21 protein-coding genes are annotated in these 25,918 nt (G+C 70.6%); 17 read left to right on the forward strand and 4 right to left on the reverse strand.

What is annotated here, in order from left to right; all coding sequences use genetic code 11:
- Nucleotides 1-120 precede the first annotated feature (120 nt).
- From dnaJ to QBJ89_RS14755, 5 genes are all read left to right on the forward strand, one after another.
- Nucleotides 121-1,239: a molecular chaperone DnaJ gene (gene dnaJ / locus QBJ89_RS14735; RefSeq protein ID WP_277981230.1), complete on the forward strand. Its 1,119-nt coding sequence runs from the start codon at nucleotides 121-123 to the stop codon at nucleotides 1,237-1,239.
- The gene (gene era / locus QBJ89_RS14740; RefSeq protein WP_431522545.1) at nucleotides 1,236-2,180 is read left to right on the forward strand and encodes a GTPase Era; all 945 of its coding nucleotides are present in this window, start codon (nucleotides 1,236-1,238) and stop codon (nucleotides 2,178-2,180) included. The genes dnaJ and era overlap by 4 nt, the downstream gene beginning before the upstream one ends.
- A 189-nt stretch (nucleotides 2,181-2,369) precedes the next feature.
- A complete protein-coding gene (locus QBJ89_RS14745) occupies nucleotides 2,370-4,022 on the forward strand; it encodes an MFS transporter (RefSeq protein WP_277981231.1) in 1,653 nt (550 codons plus the stop codon).
- Entirely contained in the window at nucleotides 4,019-5,176 is a 1,158-nt protein-coding gene (locus tag QBJ89_RS14750; RefSeq protein ID WP_277981232.1) for an HlyD family secretion protein, read from the forward strand. Before QBJ89_RS14745 ends, QBJ89_RS14750 begins: the two co-directional genes overlap by 4 nt.
- A gap of 242 nt (nucleotides 5,177-5,418) precedes the next feature.
- Nucleotides 5,419-6,831: an efflux transporter outer membrane subunit gene (locus QBJ89_RS14755; RefSeq protein WP_277981233.1), complete on the forward strand. Its 1,413-nt coding sequence runs from the start codon at nucleotides 5,419-5,421 to the stop codon at nucleotides 6,829-6,831.
- Between the two features lie 202 nt (nucleotides 6,832-7,033).
- Here QBJ89_RS14755 and QBJ89_RS14760 read toward each other — a convergent pair whose 3' ends face one another.
- Complete coding sequence (locus QBJ89_RS14760; protein ID WP_277981234.1) at nucleotides 7,034-8,038, reverse strand: hypothetical protein; 1,005 nt, start codon at nucleotides 8,036-8,038, stop codon at nucleotides 7,034-7,036.
- A complete protein-coding gene (locus QBJ89_RS14765) occupies nucleotides 8,035-8,844 on the reverse strand; it encodes a glycosyltransferase family A protein (protein WP_277981235.1) in 810 nt (269 codons plus the stop codon). Before QBJ89_RS14765 ends, QBJ89_RS14760 begins: the two co-directional genes overlap by 4 nt.
- A 56-nt stretch (nucleotides 8,845-8,900) precedes the next feature.
- On the opposite strand from QBJ89_RS14765, the gene QBJ89_RS14770 reads away from it, so the two are divergent.
- Together QBJ89_RS14770 and QBJ89_RS14775 are read left to right on the forward strand one after the other, a co-directional pair.
- On the forward strand, nucleotides 8,901-9,959 hold the full coding sequence (locus QBJ89_RS14770; RefSeq protein WP_277981236.1) for a glycosyltransferase family 4 protein: 1,059 nt from the start codon (nucleotides 8,901-8,903) through the stop codon (nucleotides 9,957-9,959).
- On the forward strand, nucleotides 9,959-10,771 hold the full coding sequence (locus QBJ89_RS14775) for a glycosyltransferase family 2 protein (protein WP_277981237.1): 813 nt from the start codon (nucleotides 9,959-9,961) through the stop codon (nucleotides 10,769-10,771). Before QBJ89_RS14770 ends, QBJ89_RS14775 begins: the two co-directional genes overlap by 1 nt.
- 137 nt (nucleotides 10,772-10,908) lie before the next feature.
- Here the strand turns inward: QBJ89_RS14775 and clpB are convergent, their stop codons facing one another.
- Nucleotides 10,909-13,488, reverse strand: coding sequence for an ATP-dependent chaperone ClpB (gene clpB, locus QBJ89_RS14780; RefSeq protein WP_277981238.1), 2,580 nt, complete (start codon nucleotides 13,486-13,488; stop codon nucleotides 10,909-10,911).
- Nucleotides 13,489-13,643: 155 nt separating this feature from the next.
- Here clpB and QBJ89_RS14785 point away from each other — a divergent pair, with 155 nt between their 5' ends.
- Nucleotides 13,644-14,717 carry an NAD-dependent epimerase/dehydratase family protein gene (locus QBJ89_RS14785; protein WP_277981239.1) on the forward strand — a complete coding sequence of 358 codons (1,074 nt, stop codon included), beginning with the start codon at nucleotides 13,644-13,646 and terminating at the stop codon, nucleotides 14,715-14,717.
- 284 nt (nucleotides 14,718-15,001) lie between these two features.
- Here the strand turns inward: QBJ89_RS14785 and QBJ89_RS14790 are convergent, their stop codons facing one another.
- Nucleotides 15,002-16,516: a DHA2 family efflux MFS transporter permease subunit gene (locus QBJ89_RS14790; protein WP_277981240.1), complete on the reverse strand. Its 1,515-nt coding sequence runs from the start codon at nucleotides 16,514-16,516 to the stop codon at nucleotides 15,002-15,004.
- 130 nt (nucleotides 16,517-16,646) lie between these two features.
- Between QBJ89_RS14790 and QBJ89_RS14795 the strand changes: the two genes are divergently transcribed.
- The 9 genes from QBJ89_RS14795 (at nucleotide 16,647) to dacB (ending at nucleotide 25,911) form a co-directional block, all read left to right on the forward strand.
- Nucleotides 16,647-17,378 (forward strand): phasin family protein, encoded by a 732-nt coding sequence (locus QBJ89_RS14795; RefSeq protein ID WP_277981241.1) that lies wholly within the window; start codon nucleotides 16,647-16,649, stop codon nucleotides 17,376-17,378.
- Between the two features lie 174 nt (nucleotides 17,379-17,552).
- Nucleotides 17,553-17,900 carry an ATP-dependent Clp protease adapter ClpS gene (gene clpS / locus QBJ89_RS14800; protein WP_431522546.1) on the forward strand — a complete coding sequence of 116 codons (348 nt, stop codon included), beginning with the start codon at nucleotides 17,553-17,555 and terminating at the stop codon, nucleotides 17,898-17,900.
- Nucleotides 17,901-18,216: 316 nt separating this feature from the next.
- Nucleotides 18,217-19,080 carry a flagellar motor stator protein MotA gene (gene motA, locus QBJ89_RS14805; protein ID WP_277981242.1) on the forward strand — a complete coding sequence of 288 codons (864 nt, stop codon included), beginning with the start codon at nucleotides 18,217-18,219 and terminating at the stop codon, nucleotides 19,078-19,080.
- A 17-nt stretch (nucleotides 19,081-19,097) separates the two neighbouring features.
- Nucleotides 19,098-20,003: a flagellar motor protein MotB gene (locus tag QBJ89_RS14810; protein WP_277981243.1), complete on the forward strand. Its 906-nt coding sequence runs from the start codon at nucleotides 19,098-19,100 to the stop codon at nucleotides 20,001-20,003.
- Between the two features lie 115 nt (nucleotides 20,004-20,118).
- A complete protein-coding gene (gene dgcN / locus QBJ89_RS14815) occupies nucleotides 20,119-21,129 on the forward strand; it encodes an N-acetyltransferase DgcN (protein ID WP_277981244.1) in 1,011 nt (336 codons plus the stop codon).
- Nucleotides 21,114-22,133 (forward strand): N-acetyl-D-Glu racemase DgcA, encoded by a 1,020-nt coding sequence (gene dgcA / locus QBJ89_RS14820; RefSeq protein WP_277981245.1) that lies wholly within the window; start codon nucleotides 21,114-21,116, stop codon nucleotides 22,131-22,133. Before dgcN ends, dgcA begins: the two co-directional genes overlap by 16 nt.
- 270 nt (nucleotides 22,134-22,403) lie before the next feature.
- The gene (locus QBJ89_RS14825) at nucleotides 22,404-23,639 is read left to right on the forward strand and encodes a dicarboxylate/amino acid:cation symporter (protein WP_277981246.1); all 1,236 of its coding nucleotides are present in this window, start codon (nucleotides 22,404-22,406) and stop codon (nucleotides 23,637-23,639) included.
- Nucleotides 23,640-23,650: 11 nt separating this feature from the next.
- Entirely contained in the window at nucleotides 23,651-24,535 is an 885-nt protein-coding gene (locus tag QBJ89_RS14830; RefSeq protein ID WP_277981265.1) for a LysR family transcriptional regulator, read from the forward strand.
- Nucleotides 24,532-25,911 carry a D-alanyl-D-alanine carboxypeptidase/D-alanyl-D-alanine endopeptidase gene (dacB, locus tag QBJ89_RS14835; RefSeq protein ID WP_277981247.1) on the forward strand — a complete coding sequence of 460 codons (1,380 nt, stop codon included), beginning with the start codon at nucleotides 24,532-24,534 and terminating at the stop codon, nucleotides 25,909-25,911. The genes QBJ89_RS14830 and dacB overlap by 4 nt, the downstream gene beginning before the upstream one ends.
- Nucleotides 25,912-25,918: the final 7 nt, after the last annotated feature.

Genomic DNA, 25,918 nt, shown 5'->3' on the forward strand with positions numbered 1-25,918 from the left:
TGACATGAACCTCTCCCGTCATACCGGCGCAGGCCGGTATCCCGTGCCGCAGACGAGACCGCGCGCGGCACTGGACCCCGGCCCTGGCCGGGGTGACGGCGACGGGCGCGGGGGCGCTGCATGACTGAAATCGACTATTACGAGCTGCTCGAATGCGAGCGGACCGCGGACGCGGCGACGATCAAATCGTCGTATCGCAAGCTCGCGATGAAATACCATCCCGACAAGAACGCCGGGTGCAAGGACAGCGAAGCCAAGTTCAAGGCGGTCAGCGAGGCCTATGACTGCCTCAAGGACCCGCAGAAGCGCGCGGCCTATGATCGCTTCGGCCACGCTGCCTTCAAGAACGGTGGCGGCAGTGGCGGCGGCGCGCAGGATTTCTCCGGCTTCTCCGATATCTTCGAGAGTGTCTTCGGCGAATTCATGGGCGGCCAGCGCGGCGGCGGGCGGCAGGTGCGCCGCGGCGCCGACCTGCGCTACGACATGGAGATCACGCTGGAGGAGGCGTATCACGGCAAGGAGACGGAGATCACCGTCGACATTTCCGCCGCATGCGACACCTGCAACGGCACCGGCTCCAAGCCGGGCACTCATGCGCACACCTGCCAGCACTGCCACGGGCACGGCAAGGTGCGCGCGCAGCAGGGCTTCTTCGTGGTCGAGCGGGCCTGCCCCTTGTGCCACGGCTCGGGTGAGGTGATCACCGATCCGTGCGCCGACTGCCGCGGCGAGGGTCGGGTCGAGAAGACCAAGACGCTCGCGGTCAACGTGCCGCCGGGCGTCGACGAGGGCACGCGCGTGCGCCTCACCGGCGAAGGCGAGGCGGGCGCGCGCGGCGCCCCGCCGGGCGATCTCTACATCTTCCTCCACGTGAAGCGGCATTCGATCTTCGAGCGCGAGGGTACGACATTGTTCGCGCGCGCGCCGATCAGCTTCACCACCGCCGCGCTGGGCGGGACGCTGTCGATCCCCGGGCTCGACGGCAAACGCCACGAGGTCAAGATCCCTGCGGGCATCCAGTCGGGCAAGCAGCTGCGCCAGCGCGGCGCGGGCATGCCCGTGCTCCAGGGCCGTGGCACCGGCGACCTGGTGATCCAGGTTGAGGTGGAGACGCCGTCCAAGCTCAGCACGCGGCAGCGCGCGTTGCTGGAGGAATTCCGCGAGACCGAGACGGGTGACGAATGCCCGCAGAGCCAGGGCTTCTTCTCGCGGCTCAAGAACGCGATCGCGGGCGAGTGAGCGACGTGGACGCAACCGCGCCAGCGACTCAACATTCGCAACATTCGCCGGCGACGCGCTGTGGCCTGGTTGCGGTCGTGGGCGCGCCCAATGCGGGAAAGTCGACCTTGGTCAACGCCTTGGTCGGGCAAAAGGTAGCGATCGTCAGTCCCAAGGCGCAGACCACGCGCGCGCGGCTGATGGGCGTCGCGCTGGAGGGCGAGACGCAGCTGCTGCTCGTCGATACGCCCGGCATCTTTGAGCCGCGTCGCCGGTTCGATCGTGCAATGGTGGCCGCGGCGTGGGGCGGCGCCGAGGGTGCCGACGTGATCGCGCTGGTGGTCGACGGCAAGGGCGGGCTCGGCCCCAAGGTGACCGAGATCGTCGAGTCGCTGAAGGACCGGCGCGAGCCGATCTACCTCGTGCTTAATAAGGTCGACCTCGCCGACAAGCCCAAGCTGCTGGTCCATGCGGAGAAGCTCAACGCGCTTCTGCCCTTTGCCGAGACCTTCTTCATTTCCGCGCAGACCGGCGACGGGCTGCCTCAGTTCAAGCAGGCGCTGGCGGCGGCGATGCCGGCGGGGCCGTGGCATTATCCCGCGGATCAGGTGTCCGACGCGTCGGAGCGTGCGCTGGCGGCGGAGGTGACGCGCGAGCAGCTCTACCTCCAGCTCCACGCCGAGCTGCCTTATGCCAGCGTGGTCGAGACCGAGAAGTTCAGCGAGCGCGAAGACGGCTCGGCCGAGATCCACCAGCAGATCCTCGTCGAGCGCGTGACCCAGCGCGCGATCGTGCTGGGCAAGGGCGGCACGCGCATCCGCGAGATCGGCGCGCGCGCGCGTGCGGAACTGGCGGTGCTGCTCGACCGGCCGGTCCACCTCTACCTCCACGTCAAGGTCAAGCCCGGCTGGGACGAGGACCGCGGCGTCTACCGCGACATCGGGCTCGACTGGGTGGAGTGAGGCGGGGGTGGCAGGCGCCTCCCGCGCCGCACCCACTGCGCGTCACCCCGGACATGGTTCGGCATCCACCGTGCCGCGCACCTCACCCGGTGGCGCTCGCGGGACGGTCGATGAACTTGCCGACGCCCGGTTCGTCCTAACCGTTACCGGCCGGTGACGGGCCGCGAGAGGGGTGAACGAGACGACGCCATGGCGGTGCTGACGCGGCTGCGCGACTTCGTTAGCGAGGAACGCTGGGAGTTCGCTCCGCACGAGCGTCCGGTCATGCCCGGCTCGCCGGGGTCGCCCGAGCATCCGCGGCGCCGTCGCCTCACCTATGCGCTGGTCGGCACCCTGGTGGGGCTCACCGGCGGGTTCGGCAACGCGCTGGTGGCGGCGAACACGACGACGCTGGCGGGCGCGCTGGGGCTCGACCCGTCCGAGATCGGGTGGCTGCCGACGGTCTATGTGATGACCAACGTCAGCATCAACCTGCTGCTGATCAAGTTCCGGCAGCAATTCGGGCTGCGCCCGTTCGCGATGCTGTTCATCGGCATCTATGTCGCGGTGACCTTCGCGCATCTGTTCGTCCACGGTTTCGCCTCGGCGATCGTGGTGCGCGCGGCGAGCGGGCTGGCGGCGGCGCCGCTCTCCACTTTCGCGCTCTATTATTTCATGCAGGCGGTGCCCGCGAACTGGCGGCTGCGCGCGATCGTGCTCGGCATCGGCGTGCCGCAATGCGCCACCCCGCTGGCGCGGCTGTTCTCCCCCGAGCTGCTGGCGATGAGCCAGTGGCGCACGCTATATCTGTTCGAGCTCGGGCTCGCCGCGCTGAGCCTCGCCGCGGTGACGGTGTTCCGGCTGCCGCCCACCACGCGCCAGCCCGCGTTCGAGAAGCTCGATTTCGTCACCTTCGCGCTCTACGCCGGGGCGATGGCCCTGTTCGCCGCGGTGCTCGGGCTGGGACGGTACGTGTGGTGGACCGAGGCCCGCTGGATCGGCTGGGCGCTGCTCGCCGCCATCCCGATGCTCGCCGCCGCCTTGGTGATCGAGCATCACCGCGCCAACCCGCTGATCAACACGCGCTGGCTCGGCAGCGCCGACATCCTGCGCTTCGCGGTGGTGACGCTGATGGCGCGGATCGTGCTATCCGAACAGACCTATGGCGCGGTCGGGCTGCTCACCGTGCTGGGGCAGAACAACGACCAGCTGGGCACCTTCTTCACGATCATCTTCCTCGCCACCGTGGCGGGCTTCGTCGCCAGCGCGGTGACGCTGAACGTCGAGAGACTGGCGCATCCGGTGATGCTCGCGATCGGGCTGGTGGCAGTGGCGGCCTGGGTCGATTCGTCCGCGACGAGCCTGACGCGCGCGCCGCAATTGTATCTTACCCAAGCGACGATCGCCTTCGCGGGCGCGTTCTTCCTCGGCCCTTCGCTGCTGTTCGGCATGACGCGCGCATTGCAGCAGGGGGCCGGTCACGTGATCAGCTTCATCGCGCTGTTCGGCGTGCTCAACTCGATCGGCAGCCTGGCCGGAACCGCGATCCTCGGCACCTATCAAATCGTCCGTGAGAAGGCGAACAGCGCCGCTTTGGTGCAGGCGATCGACCCGACCGACCCGCAGGTGCAGGCGCGGCTCGCCGCGGGGGCGAGCGGCGTGGCGCGCGTGGTCGGGGACACCGGGCTGCGCTCCGCCGAGGGCGGCGCCTTGCTGTCGCAGGCGGCGACGCGCGAGGCCAATGTGCTCGCCTATGACGATCTGTTCCGGCTGATCGCGGTGCTCGCTGCGCTCACCTTCGTGTACCTGTTGTTCCTCCTGCTGCGCCGCGAATGGCGCGCGCGCCGTCAGAGTATCGCATGACCGACACCCGATCGCCTGTCGCTGCCGGACCTGTGACCGAGGAGCGCGCCGCCGAGGAGCGCGCCGCCGCCAGCTCCGCGGCGCCGGTGGGCTCGGGCTGGCGTCCGCCGCGGCTGTCGCGCACCGCCACGCTGCTGATCACCTTGCTCGCGGTCGCGGGGGTGCTGGCGGTGCTGGCGGCGTGGCGGATGTGGCCGTTCACCAGTGACTATGAGTCGACCGACAACGCTTATGTCCGCGGCCGCACCACGGTGATCGCGCCGCAGGTGTCGGGCTATGTCGAGCAGGTGCTGGTGCGCGACTTCGAGAATGTTCGCGCCGGGCAGCCGCTGGTGGTGGTCGATCGGCGAATCTACGCGCAGCGCGTCGAGCAGGCCGAGGCGCAGGTCGAGAATGCGCAGGCGACGCTGGCCAACAGCGTCCAGGCCGCGGCGAGCCGTCAGGCCAGCTTCGGCGGGCAGGAAGCGGCGTTGGCGAATGCGCGCGCGCAATTGCTGCGTGCCGAGGCGGACATGAACCGCGTCAACGACCTCGTCACCGATGGCTCGGTCTCGTTGCGCGAGCGCGACCAGACGCTCGCCACGCTGCGCCAGGCGCAGGCGCAGCTCCAGCAGGCGCAGGCCGCGCGCGAGATCGCGCGACAGGACATCCGCACCGTCGCGGTCGGTCGCAGCGGGCAGGAGGCGGGCGTGTCGGGCGCGCAGGCGGCGTTGCGGCTGGCGCGGATCGACCTCGCCAATACCGTGATCCGCGCGCCGGAGGCGGGGCGACTGAGCGAGGTGGGGGTGCGGGTCGGCCAATATGTCACCGCGGGATCGCAGCTGATGTTCCTGGTGCCGGCCGAGACTTGGGTCATCGCCAACTACAAGGAGGCGCAGACCGCGCGGATCGCGGTGGGCCAGCGCGCCAGCTTCACCGTCGACGCGCTCGCCAACGCGCGACTGGCGGGCCGGGTCGAGCGGATCTCGCCCGCGGCAGGAAGCGAGTTCGCGGTGCTCAAGTCGGACAATGCCACGGGCAATTTCACCAAGGTGCCGCAGCGGATCGCGGTACGGATTCGGATCGATCCCGGGCAGGCGCTGGCGGCGCGGCTGCGCCCGGGCATGTCGGTGCAGGCGCGGGTCGACACCGCCGGCACGCCGGCGCCGCGATGAGGGTCGGTGGCCCGCATGGAGTCGGTGCGCACGTCGGCGACGCTGGCTGCAGTATTGTCGCGAGTGCTGGTTGCTGGCCGCCGCCGTCAACCCACGCTCTTCCGTCATCCCGGACGTGTTCCGGGATCCACGGTCCCGCACATTCAGCGGCCTGCGAACGTGCGGGCGGGTGGACCGCGGACCAAGTCCGGGGTGACGGCGGGCGTGCGAAGAAGGGCTCAGGCTTCACCAGCGTACCGCCGATGCGTCGCTGCGCTCCCCGTATCCTCTACGCGCTTCTTCTCCCGCTCCTCCTCGCCGGCTGCGCGCTCCCCGGGCCCCGCCACCCCGCGCCGCCCGACGCCACCGTCACGCCGCCGCCGGCGTGGCGCAGCGCACTGACCACGCCCGACGCCTCGCCGGTGAGCGCCGCCTGGTGGCAGGGTTTCGGCGACCCGGTGCTCACCGCGCTGGTCGAGCGCGCGCTGGCCAACAACCTCGACGTGCTCGCCGCCGCCGCGCGGGTCGAGGAGGCGCGCGCCGCCGAGGCGCTGGCGCGCGCGCAGCTGCTGCCCCAGCTCGGCGGCACCGTGCCCGAGACGCAGGGCCAGTCGATCAGCGCGCTCGGCACCACCGCGCGCTCGGCGGCGGTGCAGCCCGGCGTCCAGCTCAGCTACGACCTCGACCTGTTCGGGCGGCTGCGCCAGTCGAGCCGCGCCGCGCGCGCGCAGCTGCTCGCCACCGCGGCGGCGCGCGACACGGTGCGGCTCGCCACCACCGCCACGGCCGCCTCGAGCTATGTCACACTGCGCGCGCTCGACCAGCGGCTGGCGATCGCGCGCGAGACACTGGCGGCGCGCGCCGAGGCGTTGCGGATCGCGCGGCGGCGCTATGAGACGGGTTATGCGTCGCGGCTCGAGTACCGTCAGGCGCAGGCGGAATATGCGGGCACGCAACAGCTCGTCCCCGCCGCCGAGCTGGCGATCGCGCGGCAGGAGAATGCGCTGGCGCTGCTGACCGGCGACTCGCCACGCGTGGTGGCGCGCGGGCTCGCGCTCGACCGGCTGACGACGCCGCCGCTGCCGGGCGGGCTACCCGCGCAGCTGCTGCGCCGCCGCCCCGACCTCTTCCAGGCCGAGCAGACGCTGGTGGCGGCAGACCGCACGCTCGACAGCCAGCGCGCGGCGATGCTGCCCAACCTGTCGCTGACGGGTGCGGGCAACCTCGTCCTCTCCACCGCGCTGGCGCAGCCCGAGGTGATCTTCTCGCTCGGCGCAAGCGTGCTGGGGCCGATCTTCGACGGCGGGCGGCTGCGCGCGCAGGAGCGCGTCGCCACCGCGCGGCGCGACCAGGCCGCCTACGCTTATCGCCGCGCCGCGCTGGTGGCGTTCCGCGAGGTGGACGACGCGCTCGTTGGGGTGCGCCGCACGGGTGAGCAGGCCGACGCGCTGGCGGCGCAGGCGGCGGCGTCGCGCGGCGCGTTGGAGAATGCGACCAACCGCTACCGCGCTGGCTATTCGGCCTATCTCGAGCAGCTCGACGCGCAGCGCACCTTGCTCACCGCCGAGCTGTCGCTGGTGCAGGCGCGCGCCGACCGGCTGACGAGCTATGTCGCGCTGTACCAGGCGATGGGTGGGGGGTGGACGCCGGCCGAGGTGGCGGCGGTGGCGCGGTGACGTCGTCTCTTGTGCTCCTGCGGCGGCAGGAGCCCAGGACCGCAAGTACCAAGTGGCGTTGTTTTGCTCGGCCCTGGGTTGCGGCTTTCGCCGGAACCCGATGGCGTAACCCGCGAGTTAAGCAACGTCGCAACGATTCCCTGTGTGGAAGGGAGGGGTCGATGGTGGCCGCTGCGCAAGACGCGGCGTGAGGAGATGACGTTCAGTCCGACGTCCCCAACAGGGAGGGGCTTTGCGCGGGCTCCTCTTCCTCCGCCGCCAATGCCTCGCGGCTCTCCACCTCCGGCTGCTTCCACAACGCGGTCAGCAGGTAGAATACCAGGTTGCTCCCCTGCGTCAGCGCGCCGCCGGCGAGCAGCAGCCCGGCCATCGCCTCGCGCGGGCCGTTGATCGTGCCGCTCATCTCCAGCGCGGCGCTGAGGAACAGCAGGTCGCGGTTGGGGACGATCGGCAGTCGCGAGATCACCATCTGCGCGGTGAGGAACACCAGCCACACGCTCCACGGTTCCTGCGGCAGCACCACCGCCCATTGCGTCGCCTGGAGCAGCACCACGCCCGCGATCCGCGCCACGTGGATCGCCAGCACGCGCGCGGCGAGCGGCAGCGGCATCGCGATCAGCTGGCGGCGCAGGCGGAACAGCAGCGGTACCAGGAACACCGCGCCGACGCCGCCCGCGATCAGCAGCGCCGGCCCCGGATCGAGCCACGCCGCGATGCGCCGCCCGTTGCCCGCCGCGGCGAAGCCGAGCAGCAGCAGCAGCGTCACCAGCCCCGACGACACCGCCGAGAGGATCGCATTGTCCTTGAGCCCGATCGCGATCGTCTTGCTGCGCAGCCCGATCACGCGGCGCAGCCACACGAACAGGTAGAGCTCGCCGGAATAGCCGACCAGCGCGCTGTTGAGGATGCGCTTGCGCACCAGCACCGGGAAGGCGCCGGGTAGCGGGCGCGCGAAGATGGTGCGGAACACCACGATCTCGGAGGCGGGGAGCACCAGGAAGGTGACGACGAACAGCAGGTAGAACAGCGGATTGGTCGGTAGCGACCGCGCCACCTGGCCCCAGCCGATCGCGTTCACCTTGAGCACCATCCAGGTGACCATGCCGGCGAAGAACAGCACGCGCGCGACCCAGCCGAGCCGGCGCACCCACGGCCGCTCGCCCCACGCCCGCCAGCCGCCGGCGGGCGGCGCGTCCGCCTCGCTCAAAACAATCCCAGTGCGCGCGACTGCGCGACATAGGCGTCGAACGCGGCACGCTGCTCGGGGGTCAGCCGGAACGCGGAATAGCCTGCGGTGGTGCCGGTCCACTGGCGCAGCTTCCACTCGACGATCTGAGCCGGGCGCAGCGCCAGCCGTCGCTCGAAATGGCCGCGGTCCCAGGTGTTGCTGCCGTGGAAGCAGCGGATCAGCAGATGCGCCTCGGCGCGCGGGATCAACGCCGTGCCGAGCCGCAGCCAGGCGTCGCGGAAGGTGCTGTCCTCGCCCTTACGCTCCTTGGGGTAGCGGATGTCGTCGCGGCGACGGTGGACGATCGTGCTCGGCGCGCCCCCCTTGAACCAGCTGAGATAAGGCCGATCGAGCCAGGCGGGATCGTCGAGGTGCATCAGCGTCGCCTCGGCCCACACCGCGGCCTTGTCGCCGAGCGTCGCGACCGAGCGCGCCAGCCGCTGCGGCGCGAACCAATCGTCGTCGTCCCAATGCGCCATCAGTTCGCCGCGTGCGAGATCGAGCGAGAGGTTGCGCAGCTCGCCGAGCGTCGTCGCCGGATTCTTGGGGAGGCGATGGTGGATCAGCCGGTCGGCGGGGATGCGCGCGAGGATCGGGGCATAATCCTCGCTGCCGTCGTCAACGATCACCAGCTCGCGGTTGGGATAGGTTTGCGCCAGGAAGCAATCGACCGAGCGTTCGGTCAACTGGCGCCGGTCGGCGGTGACCATCAGGCACGAGACGCGCGGGCCGGCGTCGTCGAAGGGGCGGTCGGCAGGGCGGGAGGAAGCGGGGAAATCGTTCACGGGCCTCAACCTAGGCAGCGCACGTCGGCACTGGTACGGGCATGCGACCCGGGCCCATGACACGCATCATCTTCGTCCTCACCTATCCGACCTACCACGGCGTCGCCGATCCGGCGGAGTGGCTGCGATGGGACAATCGCGACCGTCGGATGCCCGCGCTGTTAGCCGCGATGGGGGTGGATGTCGAGTTGTGGGGCGTCGCCGAGGCGACCGCCGAGCATCGCCCGGCGGCGCCGATCGGGTTGCCCTACACGATCCGGCTGTACGCGCGCAGCGGCGGGGGGGCGAAGTCGCGCGATCATTACAGCGACGCGATGGTGGCGGCGGCGCGCGCGGATCCGGCCGATCTGTTCGTGCTGATCGGTACCAACGGTGGCGCGGGCTATCGCCTCTACGAGCGCTGCCTGCGCCCCGATCGGCGGCGCTTCGCGCTGATCATCGGCGGCGATTACTGGAGCCGGCTGGTACCACACGCCCACCTGCTGCTCACCGAGAGCGCGGTGCAGGAGGAGGCGCTGGCGGCCGGCGGCTGGCTGCGCCGCGCGATCCCGCGCGAGCGGATGGAGCGGCTGCCCAAGACGATCGACACAGAGCTGTTCCGGCCCCAGGTGGCCGAGCGCGCCTGGGACCTGCTCTCGGTCAGCCGGGTGACGCGATGGAAGAGCTTCGCCGAAGTGGGTGCGCTGTCGCGTCAGCACCGCGTTGCGGTGGCAGGCGGGGGTCCGCAAGAGGCGGTGATGAAGCGGCGCTATCCCGCGATCGACTGGCTCGGCCACGTGCCGCACGCGCGCATCCCAGATCTGCTGGCGCAGACCGGGTTGTTCTTTCATGCCGGGCGGCGCGACTATTTCCCGCGCGCCATCCCCGAGGCGATGGCGTGCGGCAGGCCGGTGGTGGCCTTCGCCGACCGGATCGGCGCCGACGTGCTGCCCGACGCCTGCGGGCTGCGTGTCACCGAGCGCGACTATCGCCCGCTGGTGGCGGCGCTGCTGCGCGACGAGCGGCGCATGGCGGAGATGGGCAGGGCGGCGCGCGCACACGTGCTGGCGACGCACGGGCCGCGCTCGAGCGCGCCGGCGTGTCGCACATTGCTGCGGCTGGCGGAGGCGCGCTGATGCGCTGGACCTTCGTCATCGCCTATTACAACGAGGAAGCCTATCTCGCCGACACGCTCACCAGCCTGGCGGCGCAGACACTGCGGCCCTTCCGGCTGGTGCTGGTCGACAACGGCTCGACCGACGCCTCGGCGACGATCGCGCGCGCCTTCGCGAGCGACGGCATCGAGCTCGTCCATCTCAGCGAGTCGCGTCCGGGCAAGATCGTGGCGCTGGAGCGTGCGATGGCGGCGATTACCACCGAGTTCGTCGCGTTCGGCGACGCCGACACCTTCTACCCCTCGCATTATCTCGCGACCGCCGCGGCGGCGCTCGACGCTGATCCTCGCGCGGTGGCCGCGATGGCGACTGACGTGCCGCTCGATCCAGTGAAAGCGCGGCGCAAGCGACGTCACAACCGGGTCGTGAGCCGCTTGTGGCCCAAGCAGACCCATACCGGCGGGTTCGGCCAGACCTTCCGCTCAGCCGCGTTGATCGCGGCCGGGGGCTATGCCGAGCGCTACTGGCCGTACGTGCTGATGGACCATGAGATCATGCAGCGCGTGGTGCAGCAGGGGCGGGTGGTCTACCCCTATGACCTGTGGTGCGTCCCGTCAGACCGGCGCGGGGACCGGCGTCGCGTGCGCTGGACGCTGGCGGAGCGACTTCTGTATCACCTCACCCCGGCGGCGGCGAAGGACTGGTACTTCTACCGCTTCCTCGGCCCGCGGCTGGCGCGGCGGAAGCTCGGCCACCTCAATCTGCGCGAGAAGACGTGGGAGAAGGACTCTCAATCCTCGCCGGCACGGGGAGGTGGCAGCGCGGAGCGCTGACGGAGGGGGCGCTCCGCTCACGGGCCAATACGAGAGAGGAGAGCCCCCTCCACCACCGCGTTGACGCGCGGCGGTCCCCCTCCCCGTACCGGGGAGGATCTACCCGAACCTCCCCCCTCAGGATCAGGCTCGGCTCCTTACGCCACGTCGAGCACCAGCCGTCCGTCGCCCTCGTCGACGCGCACAATGGCGCCGTCCTTCACCTCGCCACGGAGGATCGCTTCGGCGAGCGGGTCCTGCAGGTAGCGCTGCACCGCCCGCTTGAGCGGCCGCGCACCGTACACCGGGTCGTAGCCGACCCGCCCGAGCCATGCCCGCGACGCGTCGGTCAGCTCCAGCGACACCTTGCGGTCGGCCAGCAGCTTCGCCACCCGCGCCACCTGGATGTCGACGATCGGGCCCATGTGCGCCTGGCCCAGTCGGTGGAACAGGATCACCTCGTCGAGCCGGTTAAGGAATTCCGGCCGGAAGTGCGCGCGCACCACCTCCATCACCTGCGGCTCGACCGCCTCGACCGCCTGCCCCTCGTCGAGGTTCGCCAGATACTGGCTGCCCAGGTTCGAGGTGAGAATGATCAGCGTGTTCGAGAAGTCGACCGTGCGGCCCTGGCCGTCGGTCAGCCGGCCGTCGTCGAGCACCTGGAGCAGCACGTTGAAGACGTCGCCGTGCGCCTTCTCCACCTCGTCGAACAGCACCACCTGATAGGGCCGGCGCCGCACCGCCTCGGTGAGCACGCCGCCCTCCTCATAGCCGACATAGCCCGGCGGCGCCCCGATCAGGCGCGCGACCGCGTGCTTCTCCATGAACTCGCTCATGTCGATCCGCACCATCGCGGACGAATCGTCGAAGAGGAACTCGGCGAGCGCCTTGGTTAGCTCGGTCTTGCCGACGCCGGTCGGCCCGAGGAACAGGAACGAGCCGAGCGGCCGGTTGGGGTCCTGCAACCCCGCGCGCGCGCGCCGCACCGCGGTGGCGACCGCGCGCACCGCCTCGGCCTGGCCGATCACGCGCTTCCCCAGCACCTCCTCCATGCGTAGCAGTTTCTCGCGCTCGCCCTCGAGCATGCGGTCGACCGGCACGCCGGTCCAGCGGCTGACCACGCCGGCGATGTCGTCGGCGGTGACCTCCTCGCGCAGCATCGCACCCTTGGTCGCCCCCGCCGCCTCGGCGAGCTGCTTCTCCAGCGCGGGGATGCGCCCGTAGGAGAGCTCGCCCGCCTTGGCGAGATCGCCCTGTCGCTGCGCCTGCTCCAGCTCGAGCCGCGCGGCGTCGAGCTGCTCCTTGAGCCTGGCCTCGCCAGCGATCTTGTCCTTCTCGGCCTGCCAGCGCGCGGTCAGCTCGGCCGACTGCTGTTCGAGGTTGGCGAGCTCGTCCTCCAGCGTCTCCAGCCGGTCGAGGCTGGCGGCATCGGTCTCGCGCTTCAATCCCTCGCGCTCGATCTTGAGGCGCAGGATGCGGCGGTCGAGCGACTCGATCTCCTCGGGCTTGCTCTCCACTTCCATGCGGATGCGGCTGGCGGCCTCGTCCATCAGGTCGATCGCCTTGTCGGGCAGGAAGCGGTCGGTGATGTAGCGGTTCGACAAAGTGGCCGCGGACACCAGCGCGCCGTCGGTGATGCGCACGCCATGATGCAGCTCGTACTTCTCCTTGAGCCCGCGCAGGATCGAGATCGTGTCCTCGACCGTGGGCTCGCCGACGAAGACGGGCTGGAAGCGCCGCTGTAGCGCCGGATCCTTCTCGACGTGCTTGCGATATTCGTCGAGCGTGGTGGCGCCGACGCAATGCAGCTCGCCGCGCGCCAGGGCGGGCTTGAGCAGATTGCCCGCGTCCATCGCGCCCTCGGACTTGCCCGCGCCGATCAGCGTGTGCATCTCGTCGATGAAGAGGATGATCGCACCCTCGGCGCCTTTCACCTCGTCGATCACGCCCTTGAGGCGCTCCTCGAACTCGCCGCGATATTTCGCGCCCGCGATCAGCGACCCCATGTCGAGCGCCATCAGCGTCTTGTCCTTGAGCCCGTCGGGCACGTCGCCGTTGGCGATGCGCAGCGCCAGTCCCTCGACGATCGCGGTCTTGCCGACGCCGGGCTCGCCGATCAGGACCGGGTTGTTCTTGGTGCGGCGTGCCAACACCTGGATGGTGCGGCGGATCTCCTCGTCGCGCCCGATCACGGGGTCGAGCTTGCCCGCGCGCGCCGCCTCGGTGAGGTCGCGCGCGAACTTCTTGAGCGCGTCGTAGCGGTCCTCCGCGCCGGCCGTGTCGGCGGTGCGGCCGCCGCGCAGCTGATTGATCGCCTGGTTGAGCGACTCGGGTTTGGCACCGGCGGCCTGGAGCGCCTTGCCCGCGGCGGTGTTGAGGCTCAGCGCCAGCGCGACGAGCAGCCGCTCGACCGTGACATAGCTGTCCCCCGCCTTCTGCGCAATCTGCTCGGCCTGATCGAGCACGCGCACCGCGTCGTTGGAGAGGCCGGGCGAGGACTGCGCGCCCGGGCCGGAGACCGACGGCAGCTTGGAGAGCGCGAGGTCGGTCTCGCTGACCGCGCGACGCGCATCGCCTCCCGCCGCCTTGATCAGGCCCGCGGCCATACCCTGCTCGTCCTCGAGCAGGGCTTTGAGGAGATGCTCCGGCGTGATCTGCTGATGGCTCATGCGGATCGCGACGGTCTGCGCCGACTGGAGGAAGCCCTTGGCGCGATCAGTGAATTTCTCGAGGTTCATCGTGACGCCCTGTTGTTCTTTCGGGGGAGATGGTGTGTCTTTCGGGCAACACAAGGGGCAGGGTTGCGGGCGCTGGGCGGGGATGGCACGGCCACGCGACATCGCTGCCACCCCGGCGGACGCCGGGGTGGTGCACGGCACCTCAGGAGATCATCGTGGCGCGCATCCTCATCACCGGCGGTTGCGGCTTCGTTGGCCGGCACCTCGTCGCCCGGCTGGCGCGCGAGGGCGGGCATGAGCTGTGGATCATCGACGATCTCTCCACCGGCAAGCCGCCCGCCGAATGGGAGGTGCCGCAGCTCCGCACGCTCGGCGAGGAGGGCGGGGTGCAGCGCCATGAGCTGCTCGGACTCGACCAGCAGGTGCGGCTGATCCGTGCCGATTTCGTCGCGGTGGCGCAGGCCGAGCTGGGGATGACGCCATCGCTCGGGCTCGCCCCGCTGCCGCGCTTCGACGAGGTCTATCATCTCGCTTCGGTGGTCGGCGGTCGCAACGTGATCGACAACGACCCGCTCGCGGTCGGCATCGACCTCGCGGTCGACAGCAGCTTCTTCCTCTGGGCCGCCAAGGTCGCGCGGCCCGAGCGCATCCTCTACGCCTCGTCGAGCGCGGCCTATCCGATCGACCTCCAGGAGGCGGGCGAGAGCCGCGCCCTGCGCGAGGACGATATCTCCTTCGACAAGCGCCTCGGCCTGCCCGATTACACCTATGGCTGGAGCAAGCTGACCGGCGAGTACCTCGGCCGCATCGCGCACGAGAAATACGGGTTGAGCGTCGGGGTGGTGCGGCCCTTTTCGGGTTATGGCGAGGACCAGGACGTGGTCTATCCCTTCCCCGCGATCGCGCTGCGCGTGGCGGCGCGGCGCGACCCGGTCCGCGTCTGGGGCTCGGGCGAGCAGACGCGCGACTTCGTCCATATCGACGACGCCTGTGACGCCTGCGTGCTGGTATGCCGCGGGGCGAGCGACGCGCGCGCGTTCAACATCGGCACCGGCACGCCGACGCGCTTTCTCGACCTCGCCGCGCGAATGGTCGCGATCGAAGGCTATGACGCGCCGGTGATCGGCACCGCGGGCAAGCCGGTGGGGGTGGCGGAGCGCTACAGCGACTCGTCGCGTATCCGCGACGAGCTCGGCTGGCGCCCGACGATCGCGCTCGACGACGGTATCAGCCGCGCGCTCGATTATGCGCGGGGACGGCTGGAGCGGGGGATCGAGCCGGAGATGTGAAGGGGCGTGCGCCGCTTCTCTTCTGTTCCGTTGGACCTTCTGTTCCCCGGCGAAGGCCGGGGTCCAGGTGGGATAGCAGCGGCGGGACTCAGCGGCGTTGCCCAACTGGGCCACGGCCTTCGCCGGGGAACGGGTGTGAATGCTCGTCCCACCCCAAGCACCACCCCGGCGGACGCCGGGGTCCAGTTGGGGAAGGCTGGTGGATCTCACCACCGCCATTCCACCTGGACCCCGGCGTGCGCCGGGGTGGGAAGGGAAGCGACGCCGGCCTCTGCCCTCTCACGTCACCCCCGCCCGCTGATCTCCGCCCCCGCCTTGGGATCAAAGCGCATATTCACGAACAGCGCGCCGAACGAGATCGCGGTCACCGTCCAGAACGCCGCGGTGAAGTCGGGGAAGTCGGGTCGCACGCGCCCCGCCGCCGCCATTGACACGTGCAGCGCGGTCGCTCCCGCGCAGATGCCGAGCGACAGCATCAGCTGCTGGAACGTCGAGTAGAAACTCGTCGCCGCGCTCATCCGCTCCTTGCCGATCTCGTCATAGGCGATCGTGTTGTAGGCGGTGAACTGGAACGACATCAGGAAACCCGACACCAGCATCACCGCGAAGATCGCGGGCAGCGGCCAGTCCGGGCGGAACAGTCCGCACGTCGCGTAGCTGGCCGTGGCGAGCAGCCCGAGCCAGACCAGGCTGGTGCGAAAACCGAAGCGGCGCAGCAGCCGCGGCGCCACGCCCTTCATCCCGAACGAGCCGATCGCGGTGGCCAGCGTCATCGAGCCGCTCTGCGCCGCGCTCAGCCCGAAGGCGAGCTGCAGCAGCAGCGGCAGCAGGAAAGGTTGCGCGCCCTGCGTGATCCGCGTCAGCGAGCCGCCCAGCACCGAGAGGCGGAAGGTCGGCACGCGCATCAGCGAGAGGTCGAGGATTGGATGGTCCGACCGCCCCGCATGGCGCCAGTAAAGCGCCGCCGCGCCCGTGCCCACCGCGATCAACGTCGCGGCGAGCGTACCCTCGCCCTGGCGGCTGGCCAGCTCGAAGCCGAACAGGAGGCAGCCGAGCGCCACCGCGGAGAGCAGGAAGCCGGGCCAGTCGAAGCGATGCACCGAGGGCTCGCGCACGTCGACGATGAAGCGCCCGACCAGCAGGATGCCGATCACGCCGATCGGCAGGTTGAGCCAGAAGATCCAGCGCCAGTCGAGATAGTCGACGATGAATCCGCCCACTGGCGGTCCGACGATCGGACCGATCAACGCGGGCATGATCAGCCACGACATCGCCGACACCATGTCGCGTTTCGCCACCGAGCGCAGCAGCACCAGCCGACCGACCGGCATCATCATGGCGCCGCCGATACCCTGTGCGAAGCGCGCCAGCGCCATCGTCGTCAGCGACGGCGCGAGGCCGCAGGCGAGCGAGCCGAGCACGAATACGCCAATCGCGGCGCGGAACACGTTCTTGGCGCCGTACCGGTCCGCCACCATGCCGGAGGCAGGGATGAACATCGCCAGCGCGACCAGATAGGAGGTGAGCGCGACGCTCATCTCGGGGGCGCGCACCGCAAAGTCGCGCGCCATCGTCGGCAGCGCGGTGGCGAGCACCGTGGCGTCAAGATTTTCCATGAACATTGCGCAGGCGATGATCAGTGCGACGGTGCGATAGCGCGGGTTGTGCGGTTCGCCGCCGTCATGGTCGGCGGTGGTCGCCACCGAGTCGCCGGCGGGGACGATGCCGTCGCGCACCTCCGAATTGACCGAGGCGATGCCGCGGCGGCGAGGGCGGAGCAGCGGTGGCAGGAGGTTCATCGCGGACGTTAGTGCGCCTCCCCGGCGGCGTGATCAACCGCATCAGCCGCACGTTTGCCGCATCGCACAAAAAGCTTGTTTGTCGTGACGAAAGACACTATTGTGCAGTGCAACAAGAGGAGCGATCCTGATGGTGAATGAAGCGCCATCCGCGACGGAGACTGTCGTGGCGGAGACATCGTCGGCCCGGCGCGTGCGCGCGCCCAAGCGCTCCCAGCCTGCCGCCGCGGCGGCCTCCTCGACGGCTGCACCGGCGCTCGCCGTGGCGGCGTCACCCGCGCCGGCGATGGTCGACGCGGCCACACTGCCGGCGGACGACACCGCCGGTCAGCCCCAGCCACCGGTGGAGCAGACCGCCGGCCCGACGCCGTCGGCAGAAGCCGCGGCCCCGATCGCAGCGAAGGAACGCGAGATGACCGACACGATGACGTCGTTCGCCGATAAGGCACAGGAAGAGACCCGTTCGGCGTTCGCCAAGACGGGCGAGCAGGCCCGTTCGACCCTCGAGAAGGGCCGCAAGGTGGCCGAGGACATGGCCGATTTTGGCAAGGGCAACGTTGAGGCGATGCTCGAGTCGGGGCGGATCGTGGCGCAGGGGCTCGAGGCGATGGGTCATGAGGCCGCGGCGTTCGTGCGCGAGCGCTTCGACAGCACCGCCACCACGGTTCAGTCCTTCGCGTCCGTCAAGTCGCCGACCGAGCTGATGCAGCTCCAAGCCGATTACTGGCGCGGCGCGTTCGACGCGATGGTCAAGGAGGCCTCGCGGTCGACCGAGGCGACGCTGAAGCTGGCGGGCGACGTTGCCAAGCCGCTGCAGAACCGCTTCGCGATCGCCGCCGAAAAGATCAAGTCGGTCGCCTGACACGGCTTGAACCCGCCTCGAGTGGTGCGGGCTGGCGGGCGGTCGCGGCGACGCGGCCGCCCGCTCGCGTTCGGCTCCCACCGCCTCGGCGCCGATTCCCGGCGCCGCGGGCTTGCCCTCACCCGAGTCGATGCCATATCCCGCCGGGTGGCGATGCAGCAGCATGATTTTTCGATGATGGTCGACCCTCGCATGGTGGGTGAGGACAATGACGCGGAGAACGGCGGGACCGGTCTCGGCGTCGCGACTCGCACGCGCGCGCGTACCAAGAAGCCCACGCCCTATCGCGTGCTGATGCTCAACGACGATTACACGCCGATGGAGTTCGTCGTCCTCTGCCTGCAACGTTTCTTCCGCATGTCGACCGAGCAGGCCACCCAGGTGATGCTCCACGTTCACCAGAAGGGCGTCGGCGTCTGCGGCGTGTTCAGCTACGAGGTCGCCGAGACCAAGGTCAGCCAGGTGATCGATTTCGCCCGGCAGAATCAGCATCCGCTGCAATGCACGCTGGAGAAAGCCTGAGCGTCGCGAGCGAATCGCGGTTTTGCCCTCATCCTCTCCTGTAAGGGGAGGTGGCAGGCCGCAGGCCTGACGGACGGGTGTCGCCGGTGGTAAGCTCAGCGACACTTGTCGGCCGTGTCACCCCTCCCGCGCTGCGGGCGCCACCTCCGCCTGCGGGGGAGGATTGGTTGGAGGGAGCCGCGTCACTCGTCCACGCTGTGTTCCCGGCGCCACGCTGACCGTCCGGGCTGCGGCAAAGCATCGGCATGGTAACCACTTCTCCACCGCTGCACGGTTAACCAGCGACCTTAGACATTAGCTGTCTTCGGGGAATCGCATGTTCGCGGGTATCGGCCTGGTTATCCTTCTCGGCATGGTGTTTGGCGGTTTCGCCATCACCGGCGGTGCGCTCGGCCCCGTGTTCGAGGCGATCCCGCACGAGATGCTGATCATCGGCGGCGCCGCCGCGGGCGCGCTGATCATCGGCAACTCGGGCAAGGAGCTCAAGGCCATGGGCGGCGGCGTCGCCAAGGTCTTCAAGGGCCCCAAGTACAAGAAGCAGGATTATCTCGACGTCATCTTTCTCGTCTCGAAGCTGATGAAGATGCTGCGCATGGAAGGGCCGATCGCGCTCGAGCCGCACGTCGAGGACCCGAAGTCGTCCGCCGTCTTCGCGGAGTATCCGAAGCTGCTCAAGGACCACACGCTGGTGAACCTGATCGCGGACACGCTGCGCCTGGTCGTGGTGTCGTCGGGCACGCTCGACGTCCATGCGGTCGAGGACGTGATGGACAACGCCATCAAGACCCACCACCACGAGGTCGAGGGTCCGCACCACACGCTCCAGAGCCTCGCCGACGCCTTGCCCGCGCTCGGCATCGTCGCCGCGGTGCTCGGCATCGTCAAGACGATGGGCTCGATCGACAAGCCGCCGTCGGTGCTGGGCGGGATGATCGGCTCGGCGCTGGTCGGCACCTTCATGGGCGTGCTGTTGGCTTATGGCATCGTCAACCCGCTCGCCAGCCGGCTTCAGCAGGTGATTTCGGCCGACGGGGCGATCTATCACGTCGTCAAGCAGATCATCATTGCCTCGCTGCACGGTCATCCGCAGCCGCTGGTGATCGAGGCGGCGCGCTCGGGAATCGACCACAAGAACCAGCCCGGCTTCGCCGAGGTGTTCGACGGCCTGCGCGGCAAGTAAGCGGGAGCGAGTAAGCCATGGCCAAGGCCCCGCACGGCGCGAACGTCCCGCCGAAGATCATCTATAAGAAGATCTACATCGAGGGCGGCGGTGGCCACCATGGCGGCGCGTGGAAGGTCGCCTACGCCGACTTTGTCACCGCGATGATGGCGTTCTTCCTGCTGCTGTGGCTGCTCGGCGCCACCACCGAGAAGCAGCGCAAAGGCATCGCCGACTATTTCGCGCCAACGCTGATCGACAAGAAGCGCGTCGGCATCGGCGGCAACGGGCTGTTCGGCGGCGAGTCGCTCACTTCCAAGATGAAGATGGGGCCCAAGGCGGGCATGTCGGACATCCGCGCGGTGGCGATCGTCACCTCGACGCCACAAAACGCCGAGGTGAAGGGCTTCGGGCCGAAGGGCTCGCTGCGTAGCGCCGCCCAAGCCACCAAGGAAGATACCAAGAACTTCGCCAAGCTTCGCGATGAGGTAATGAAGCGCATTGCGGAGACCAAGGAACTGGCGCGGCTGGCCAAGCACATCCGCTTCACGATGACGCCGCAGGGGCTGCGCATCGATCTGGTCGACGACGCCGATTACTCGATGTTCGCGCTCGGCACGACCGCGCTCGAGCCCGAGGCGGCCGAGCTGATCGGGCTGGTGGCGCGCGGCATCAAGGACATGCCCAACCCAATCATGATCCGCGGGCACACCGACAGCCTCGCCTGGGGCGATCCGCGCGCGATGAACAACTGGATGCTGTCGTCGGGCCGTGCCGAGGCGACGCGCCGCCGGCTCGCGCTGGCGGGGCTGCCCGAGATGCGCTTCAACCGGATCGAGGGCGTCGCCGACCGCCAGCCGATGGTGGCGGACAACCCGCAGGACCCGCGCAACCGCCGCGTCGCGATCACGCTGCTCTACCGCGCCGGCACCTTCGGCGACTGAGGCGCGCGGCGGCGCGGCCGCATAGCCGCGCGTTATAGCCTGCGCCGCGCACGCCACTGGCGGCGCGGCGCGGCGCCGCTACGCTCGCTGCTCCCTTCCCGCGAGCAGGTGCGCGATGATCCCCGCCCCCTATCTGCTGTACCTCGGCCATTCCGACGACGCCGTCGGGATCAAGACCTCGCGGGGGCTCGCCGCCTTCCGCCGCCATGATTGCGTCGGCGAGTGGCGCCACGACGACAGCCCGCTGACGCTCGGCCTGCCGCGGCTCGACCCGAGCGCGGCCCGTGCGGCGGGTGCGCGCACGCTGGTGCTGGGCATCGCCAATGCCGGGGGCACGCTCGCGCCCGATTTGATTGAGGACGCGCTCGCCGCGATCGCGGCGGGGCTCCACGTCGCCGCCGGCCTTCACCAGCGGCTGCGCGACCACCCACGGCTGGTCGCGGCGGCGGCAGCGGCGGGCGTGACGCTGTACGACGTCCGTGATCCGCCGCGCGACCTGCGTGTCGGCGACGGCAAGCACCGCGCCGGCAAGCGGCTGCTCACCGTCGGCACCGACTGCTCGGTCGGCAAGATGTACGCCACGCTCTGTCTGCGCGACGAGCTGCGCGCGCGCGGAATCGCGGCCGACTTCCGCGCCACCGGACAGACCGGAATCCTGATCGCGGGTGAGGGCGTGCCGGTCGACGCGGTGGTGGCGGACTTCATCAGCGGCGCGATCGAGGCGCTGGCGCCTGCGCGCGAAGACGACGGTTGGGACCTGATCGAGGGCCAGGGCTCCCTGTTCCACCCGTCCTTCGCGGGCGTCTCCACCGGGCTGCTCCACGGCGCGCAGCCCGCCGCGTTGCTGCTGTGCCATGACCCGTCACGCGCGCACATGCGCGGCCTGCCGCATTATGCGCTGCCCGGGCTGGACGAGTGTCTCGCCGCCAATTTGGCGGTGGCGCGGCTGACCAGCCCCGACGTCCGCGCGGTGGGAGTCGCGCTCAACACCGCCGCACTCGACGAAGCGGCGGCGCAGCGATCATGCGAGGAGAGTGCGGCGCGCCTTTCCATGCCGTGCACCGACCCCTATCGTTTCGGCGCTTCGCCGATCGTCGACGGGATGCTCGCATGTTTCGCACCGTAGCCGCGCGCCACGACTCCTATCCGCTGCGCGCGCCGTTCCGCATCGCGCGCGGCAGCAAGACCACCGCCGACGTGGTGACCGTAACGGTGACGCAGGGCGCTCACGTCGGTCGCGGCGAGGGCGTCCCCTATGCGCGCTACGGCGAGACGGTCGCGGAGTCGCTCGCCGCGCTGGCGCAGGCGGCGCCGCTGGTGGAAGGCGGCGCAGGGCGCGACGAACTGGCGCGCGCGCTGCCGCCGGGCGCGGCCCGCAACGCGCTCGACGCCGCACTGTGGGACCTGGAAGCGCGCGCAGCGGGCAGCAGCGTGGCCGCGCTCGCCGGCCTCGCCGCGGCGGCGCCGGTCGCCTCGGCGATCACGATCGCGATCGACATTCCCGAGGCGATGGCGGCGGTGGCAGCGCGCCACGTGCGCGCGCCGCTGCTCAAGGTCAAGGTCGACCGCGCCGCGCCCGAGGCGCAGATCGCCGCGGTGCGTGCCGCGGCGCCCGGCGCGCGGCTGATCGTCGACCCCAATGAGAGCTGGGGCGCTGCCGACCTCACCGGGCTCGACGCCTTCCTCGTGGCGCAACGCGTCGACCTGCTCGAGCAGCCGCTTCCCGCGGGAGAGGACGAGGTGCTGGCGGTGCGGCGGCCAAGCGTGCCGGTGTGCGCCGACGAATCGCTCCACACGATCGACGACCTCGATCGGCTCGCTGGGCGCTACACCCATGTCAACGTCAAGCTCGACAAGGCGGGCGGGCTCACCGCCGCGCTGGCGCTGGCGCGCGCGGCCGAGGCACGCGGCTTCGGGCTGATGGTGGGCTGTATGGTGTGCTCGTCACTGGGGATCGCGCCCGCGCTGCTGCTCGCCGGCGGCGCGGCCTTCGTCGACCTCGACGGACCCTTGTGGCTGGCGGAGGACTATCCCGACGGGGTGGGCGACCGTGATGGCATGCTGACGCCGCCCGCGGCGGGGTTCTGGGGTGGCGGGCCGGTGGACGCGGGCGCGGGTCGGGACGGTTGAGGCGCGAGTACGGCGTTGAAGCCGCAAATCGGCATGCCCCGCTACGGCGCGAGCGGAAATCGTTCGGGTGAGGGTCCTTGCCGAGACTCAACCATGTCCTCCCGGCCTCGCGCCAGGATTCGATCGACCGCGAGCGCAACGGCTGTGGTACGCGCGACACGATGACGCCCGGCTCGAGGACGCGATGACGGCCGGAGGGCCACGATGCGTCCGCTCCAGCGCGGATAGGTCTGTCCCCTTCCTCAAGGGACCGCGCGAGCCACGCCGCGCATGACCGCGCGCTGGTTCGCCATACCGCTGTGGCAGCGCGTTCTTACCGGGCTTGCACTCGGACTCCTTCTCGGCGCGCTCTGGCCCGAAGGCGCCGCAGCGATCCGATTGGTCGGAGAGCTGTTCGTCCGCCTCATCCGCATGCTGGTCGTCCCCGTCGTGCTCGTCACCATCGCCGCGGGGATCGCCGCACTCGGCGACCCGCGTCGGCTCGGGCCGATCGGCGGACGCGCGCTCGGCTGGTTCGCCGCCACGACGCTGGTGGCGGTCGCGCTCGGCATGGCGTGCGGGCTGCTGCTGCGGCCGGGTGCGGGCGTGCACTTCGGCGGCGTGGCGCCGCACGCGCTCGGCACGCCGCCGACGCCGGCCGAGCAGCTGCTCGCGATCGTGCCGACGAATATCGTCGAGGCGCTGGCGCGCGGCGACATGCTCGCGATCATCCTCGTCGCGGTGCTGCTCGGCACCGGCAGCGTCGTCGCGGGCGAGGCGGGGCGGCCGGTGACCGCGTTGCTCCAGGGGCTCGCCGCGGTGCTGCTCCAGGTGGTGCGTGGCGTGATGGAGCTGACCCCCTTTGGTGTCGCCGCCTTGGTCGCCAACGCGGTGGCGAGCGGCGGCGCAGCGGTGTTCGTCCATGTCGGCTGGCTCGCGCTCGCCGTGGTGCTCGGCGCGTTGGTGCAGCTCGCCTTTCACGCCGCGCTGCTGCGGCTCGTCGCACGGCGCGGCGTGGCGCGCTTCTTTCGCGGCAGCGCCGACGCGCTGGTCGTCGCTTTCTCCACCGCCTCCTCCTCCGCCACGCTGCCCGTGGCACTGCGCGTCGCCACCGACCGGCTCGGGATCGAGCGCGCGATCGCGGGGACAGTGCTGCCGCTCGGCGCGAGCGTCGGTAAGGACGGGACCGCCCTATACGTCGGGCTGCTCGGCCAATTCGCGCTCCAGTCGCTCGGCGTCGTGCCGGACCTGACGATGCTGGTCATGATGTGGCTGACCGGCGCGCTGGCCGCCTTCGGCACCGCGCCGGTACCGTCCGCGTCGCTGTTCATGCTCGCCGCGATGCTGTCTGCGGTGGGAGTGAGCGCCGAGCAGACCGCGCTGGTGGTGGGGCTGGTGCTGCCGTTCGACCGGCTGCTAGACATGACGCGCACCGTGCCCTCGGCCTCGGCCAATCTCACCGTCACCGCGCTGGTCGCGCACGCCGAGGAACGCGCCGTGCTGGCCGCGCCGCCCCCCGCGGGCTAGACGCCATGTCGATGAATCTGCGGCACATCGAGATCTTCCACGCGGTCTATGTCAACGGCTCGGTCAGCGCCGCGGCACGCGCGCTGGCGGTGTCACAGCCTTCGGTGTCCAAGACGCTGCGCCATGCCGAGTCGCTGCTCGGCTTCGAGCTGTTCCAGCGGGTCAGCGGCCGCCTCGTGCCGACCGAGGACGCGCACGCCCTCTTCGGCGACGTGGCGGAGATCCAGGACCGCGTCCGCGCGCTGCGTGAGGCGGGACGCAACCTGCGTGCCGGCGCGGGGACGACGCTGCGCATCTCGGCGCTGCCGAGCCTGGCGCTGGGCGTGCTGCCGATCGCGGTGGCACGCTTCCTGCGTTGCCACCCGCGCGCGCGCTTCGACCTCCAGACCGTCCACCACGACGACCTGCTGCGCAAGCTGTACGAGCGCGAGTGCGACATCGCGATCGCCAACGAGGTGCCGCGCGGCGCGCCGCTGGGGCAGAGCTGGCTCGGCGAGGGCGAGCTGGTGGTGCTGTACCGCGAGCACGACCTGCCGGCCGCGCCGCCGCGGCTCGAGCTGGCGCGGATCGCGGGCCACCCCTTCATCACGCTGGCGGCGAGCGGGCCGATCGGACGGCTGTTCACCGACGAGCTCGAGCGGCTCGGGCTCGAGCTTGACGACATCGCCTCGGCGCGCACCTTCTACATCGCCGCCGCGCTGGTGCGCGCGGGCGTGGGGCTGACCGTGGTCGACAATTTCACCGCGGACGCGGCGATGCAGCCGGGGCTGGCGACGCGCTCGCTCAAGCCGCCGCTGACCTTCGACGTTCATGCCATCCACTTGCTCGACCGGCCGCCCAGTGCGCTGGCGGGCGAGTTCCTCGCGCTGCTCTCCGACGTGATCGAGGGGCGATGAGGCGCGCGCTGCTCGCGCTGGCGCTGCTCGCCGCCGCGCCCGGCGACTGGCCGCCGGGGATCCGGCTGGGCCTGCTGGTGGTCGACGCCGACGGGCGCGAGCTGGTCGCCGAGCGCGCCGACGAGCGTTTCGTCCCCGCTTCCAACGCCAAGCTCTTCACCGCCGCTGCGGCCTTCGCCACGCTCGACACTGCCGCACCCGACGCGGCCGGCGGCGCGACGGTGCGACTGGAGGGGCGCGACGTCGTGCTGGCGGGGCATGGCGACGCGCGGCTGTCGAGCGCGTCCGACTGCCGCGTCGACTGCCTCGCCGATCTCGCCCGCGCAATCGCGGCGCGGACCCACGTGGTGCGTGACGTGATCGGCGACGACACCGCCTTCCCCGACGAGCGCTGGCCGGCGGGGATGAGCTGGAACAACATGGCGGGGCGCTACGGCACCGCGATCTCGGCATTGACGGTGGACGACAATGTCGTCGCGGTGACGGTGACGCCGGGCGCGCGCGACGGGGCCGCCGCAACGGTGGATGGCGACGATTATTATCGTCTTGAGTCGCGCGTGATCACAAGCGGCACGAAGTCGTCGCTCGGTGCGACGCGCGTGCCGGGGAGCGACCTGCTCCGCGTCGCCGGCACCGTCCTCGCGGGCGGGCGGGCCACACTGTGGGTCGCGATCGACGATCCGGCGCATCGCGCGGCGTGGCGGCTTGCGGCGCTGCTGCGCGCGGCGGGGGTGCGGGTCACCGGGCGCGTGACGGTGCGGCACCGGCCCTCCTCCGGCGCCGACGACCCGGCGCGGCGCGGCGCCACGCCCCTGCCACGCGTGCCGGAGGGCGCCGTGCTCGCGCGCCTGACACCGCCGCCGCTCGCCGACGACCTGCGCGCGACGATGAAGGCGAGCCAAAACCTTCACGCCGAACTGCTGCTGCGCCGCGTCGGCGCGACCCGCGGCAGCGGCTCGGTAGCGGACGGTCAGGCCGCGGTGCGCGCGCTGCTCGACCGCGCGGGCGTGGCGCACGCCGCGACCGAGTTCGCCGACGGCTCGGGCATGTCCAGCTACGATCGGATCACCCCGCGCGCCGCGGTGGCGCTGCTGCGCTGGACGCAGGCGCAGCCTTGGGGCGCGGCGTTTCGCGACACGCTGCCGGTCGGCGCGGTCGACGGCACGCTGACGCGTCGCTTCGCGAACACGCCGCTCGCGGGCAAGGTGTTCGCCAAGACGGGGTCGCTCAACGCCGCCAATGCGCTGTCCGGCTTCCTCGTCGCGGCGAGCGGGCGAACGCTGACCTTCTCCGCGCTCGCCAACGACATGGCCGACGACGCCTCGGCGACGCGCGCGATCGACCGCGCGCTGGTGGAAGTCGCGGCGCGAAACTGAACGGAGC

The organism is Sphingomonas phyllosphaerae, from assembly GCF_029623345.1.
Classification (GTDB): domain Bacteria; phylum Pseudomonadota; class Alphaproteobacteria; order Sphingomonadales; family Sphingomonadaceae; genus Sphingomonas; species Sphingomonas phyllosphaerae_C.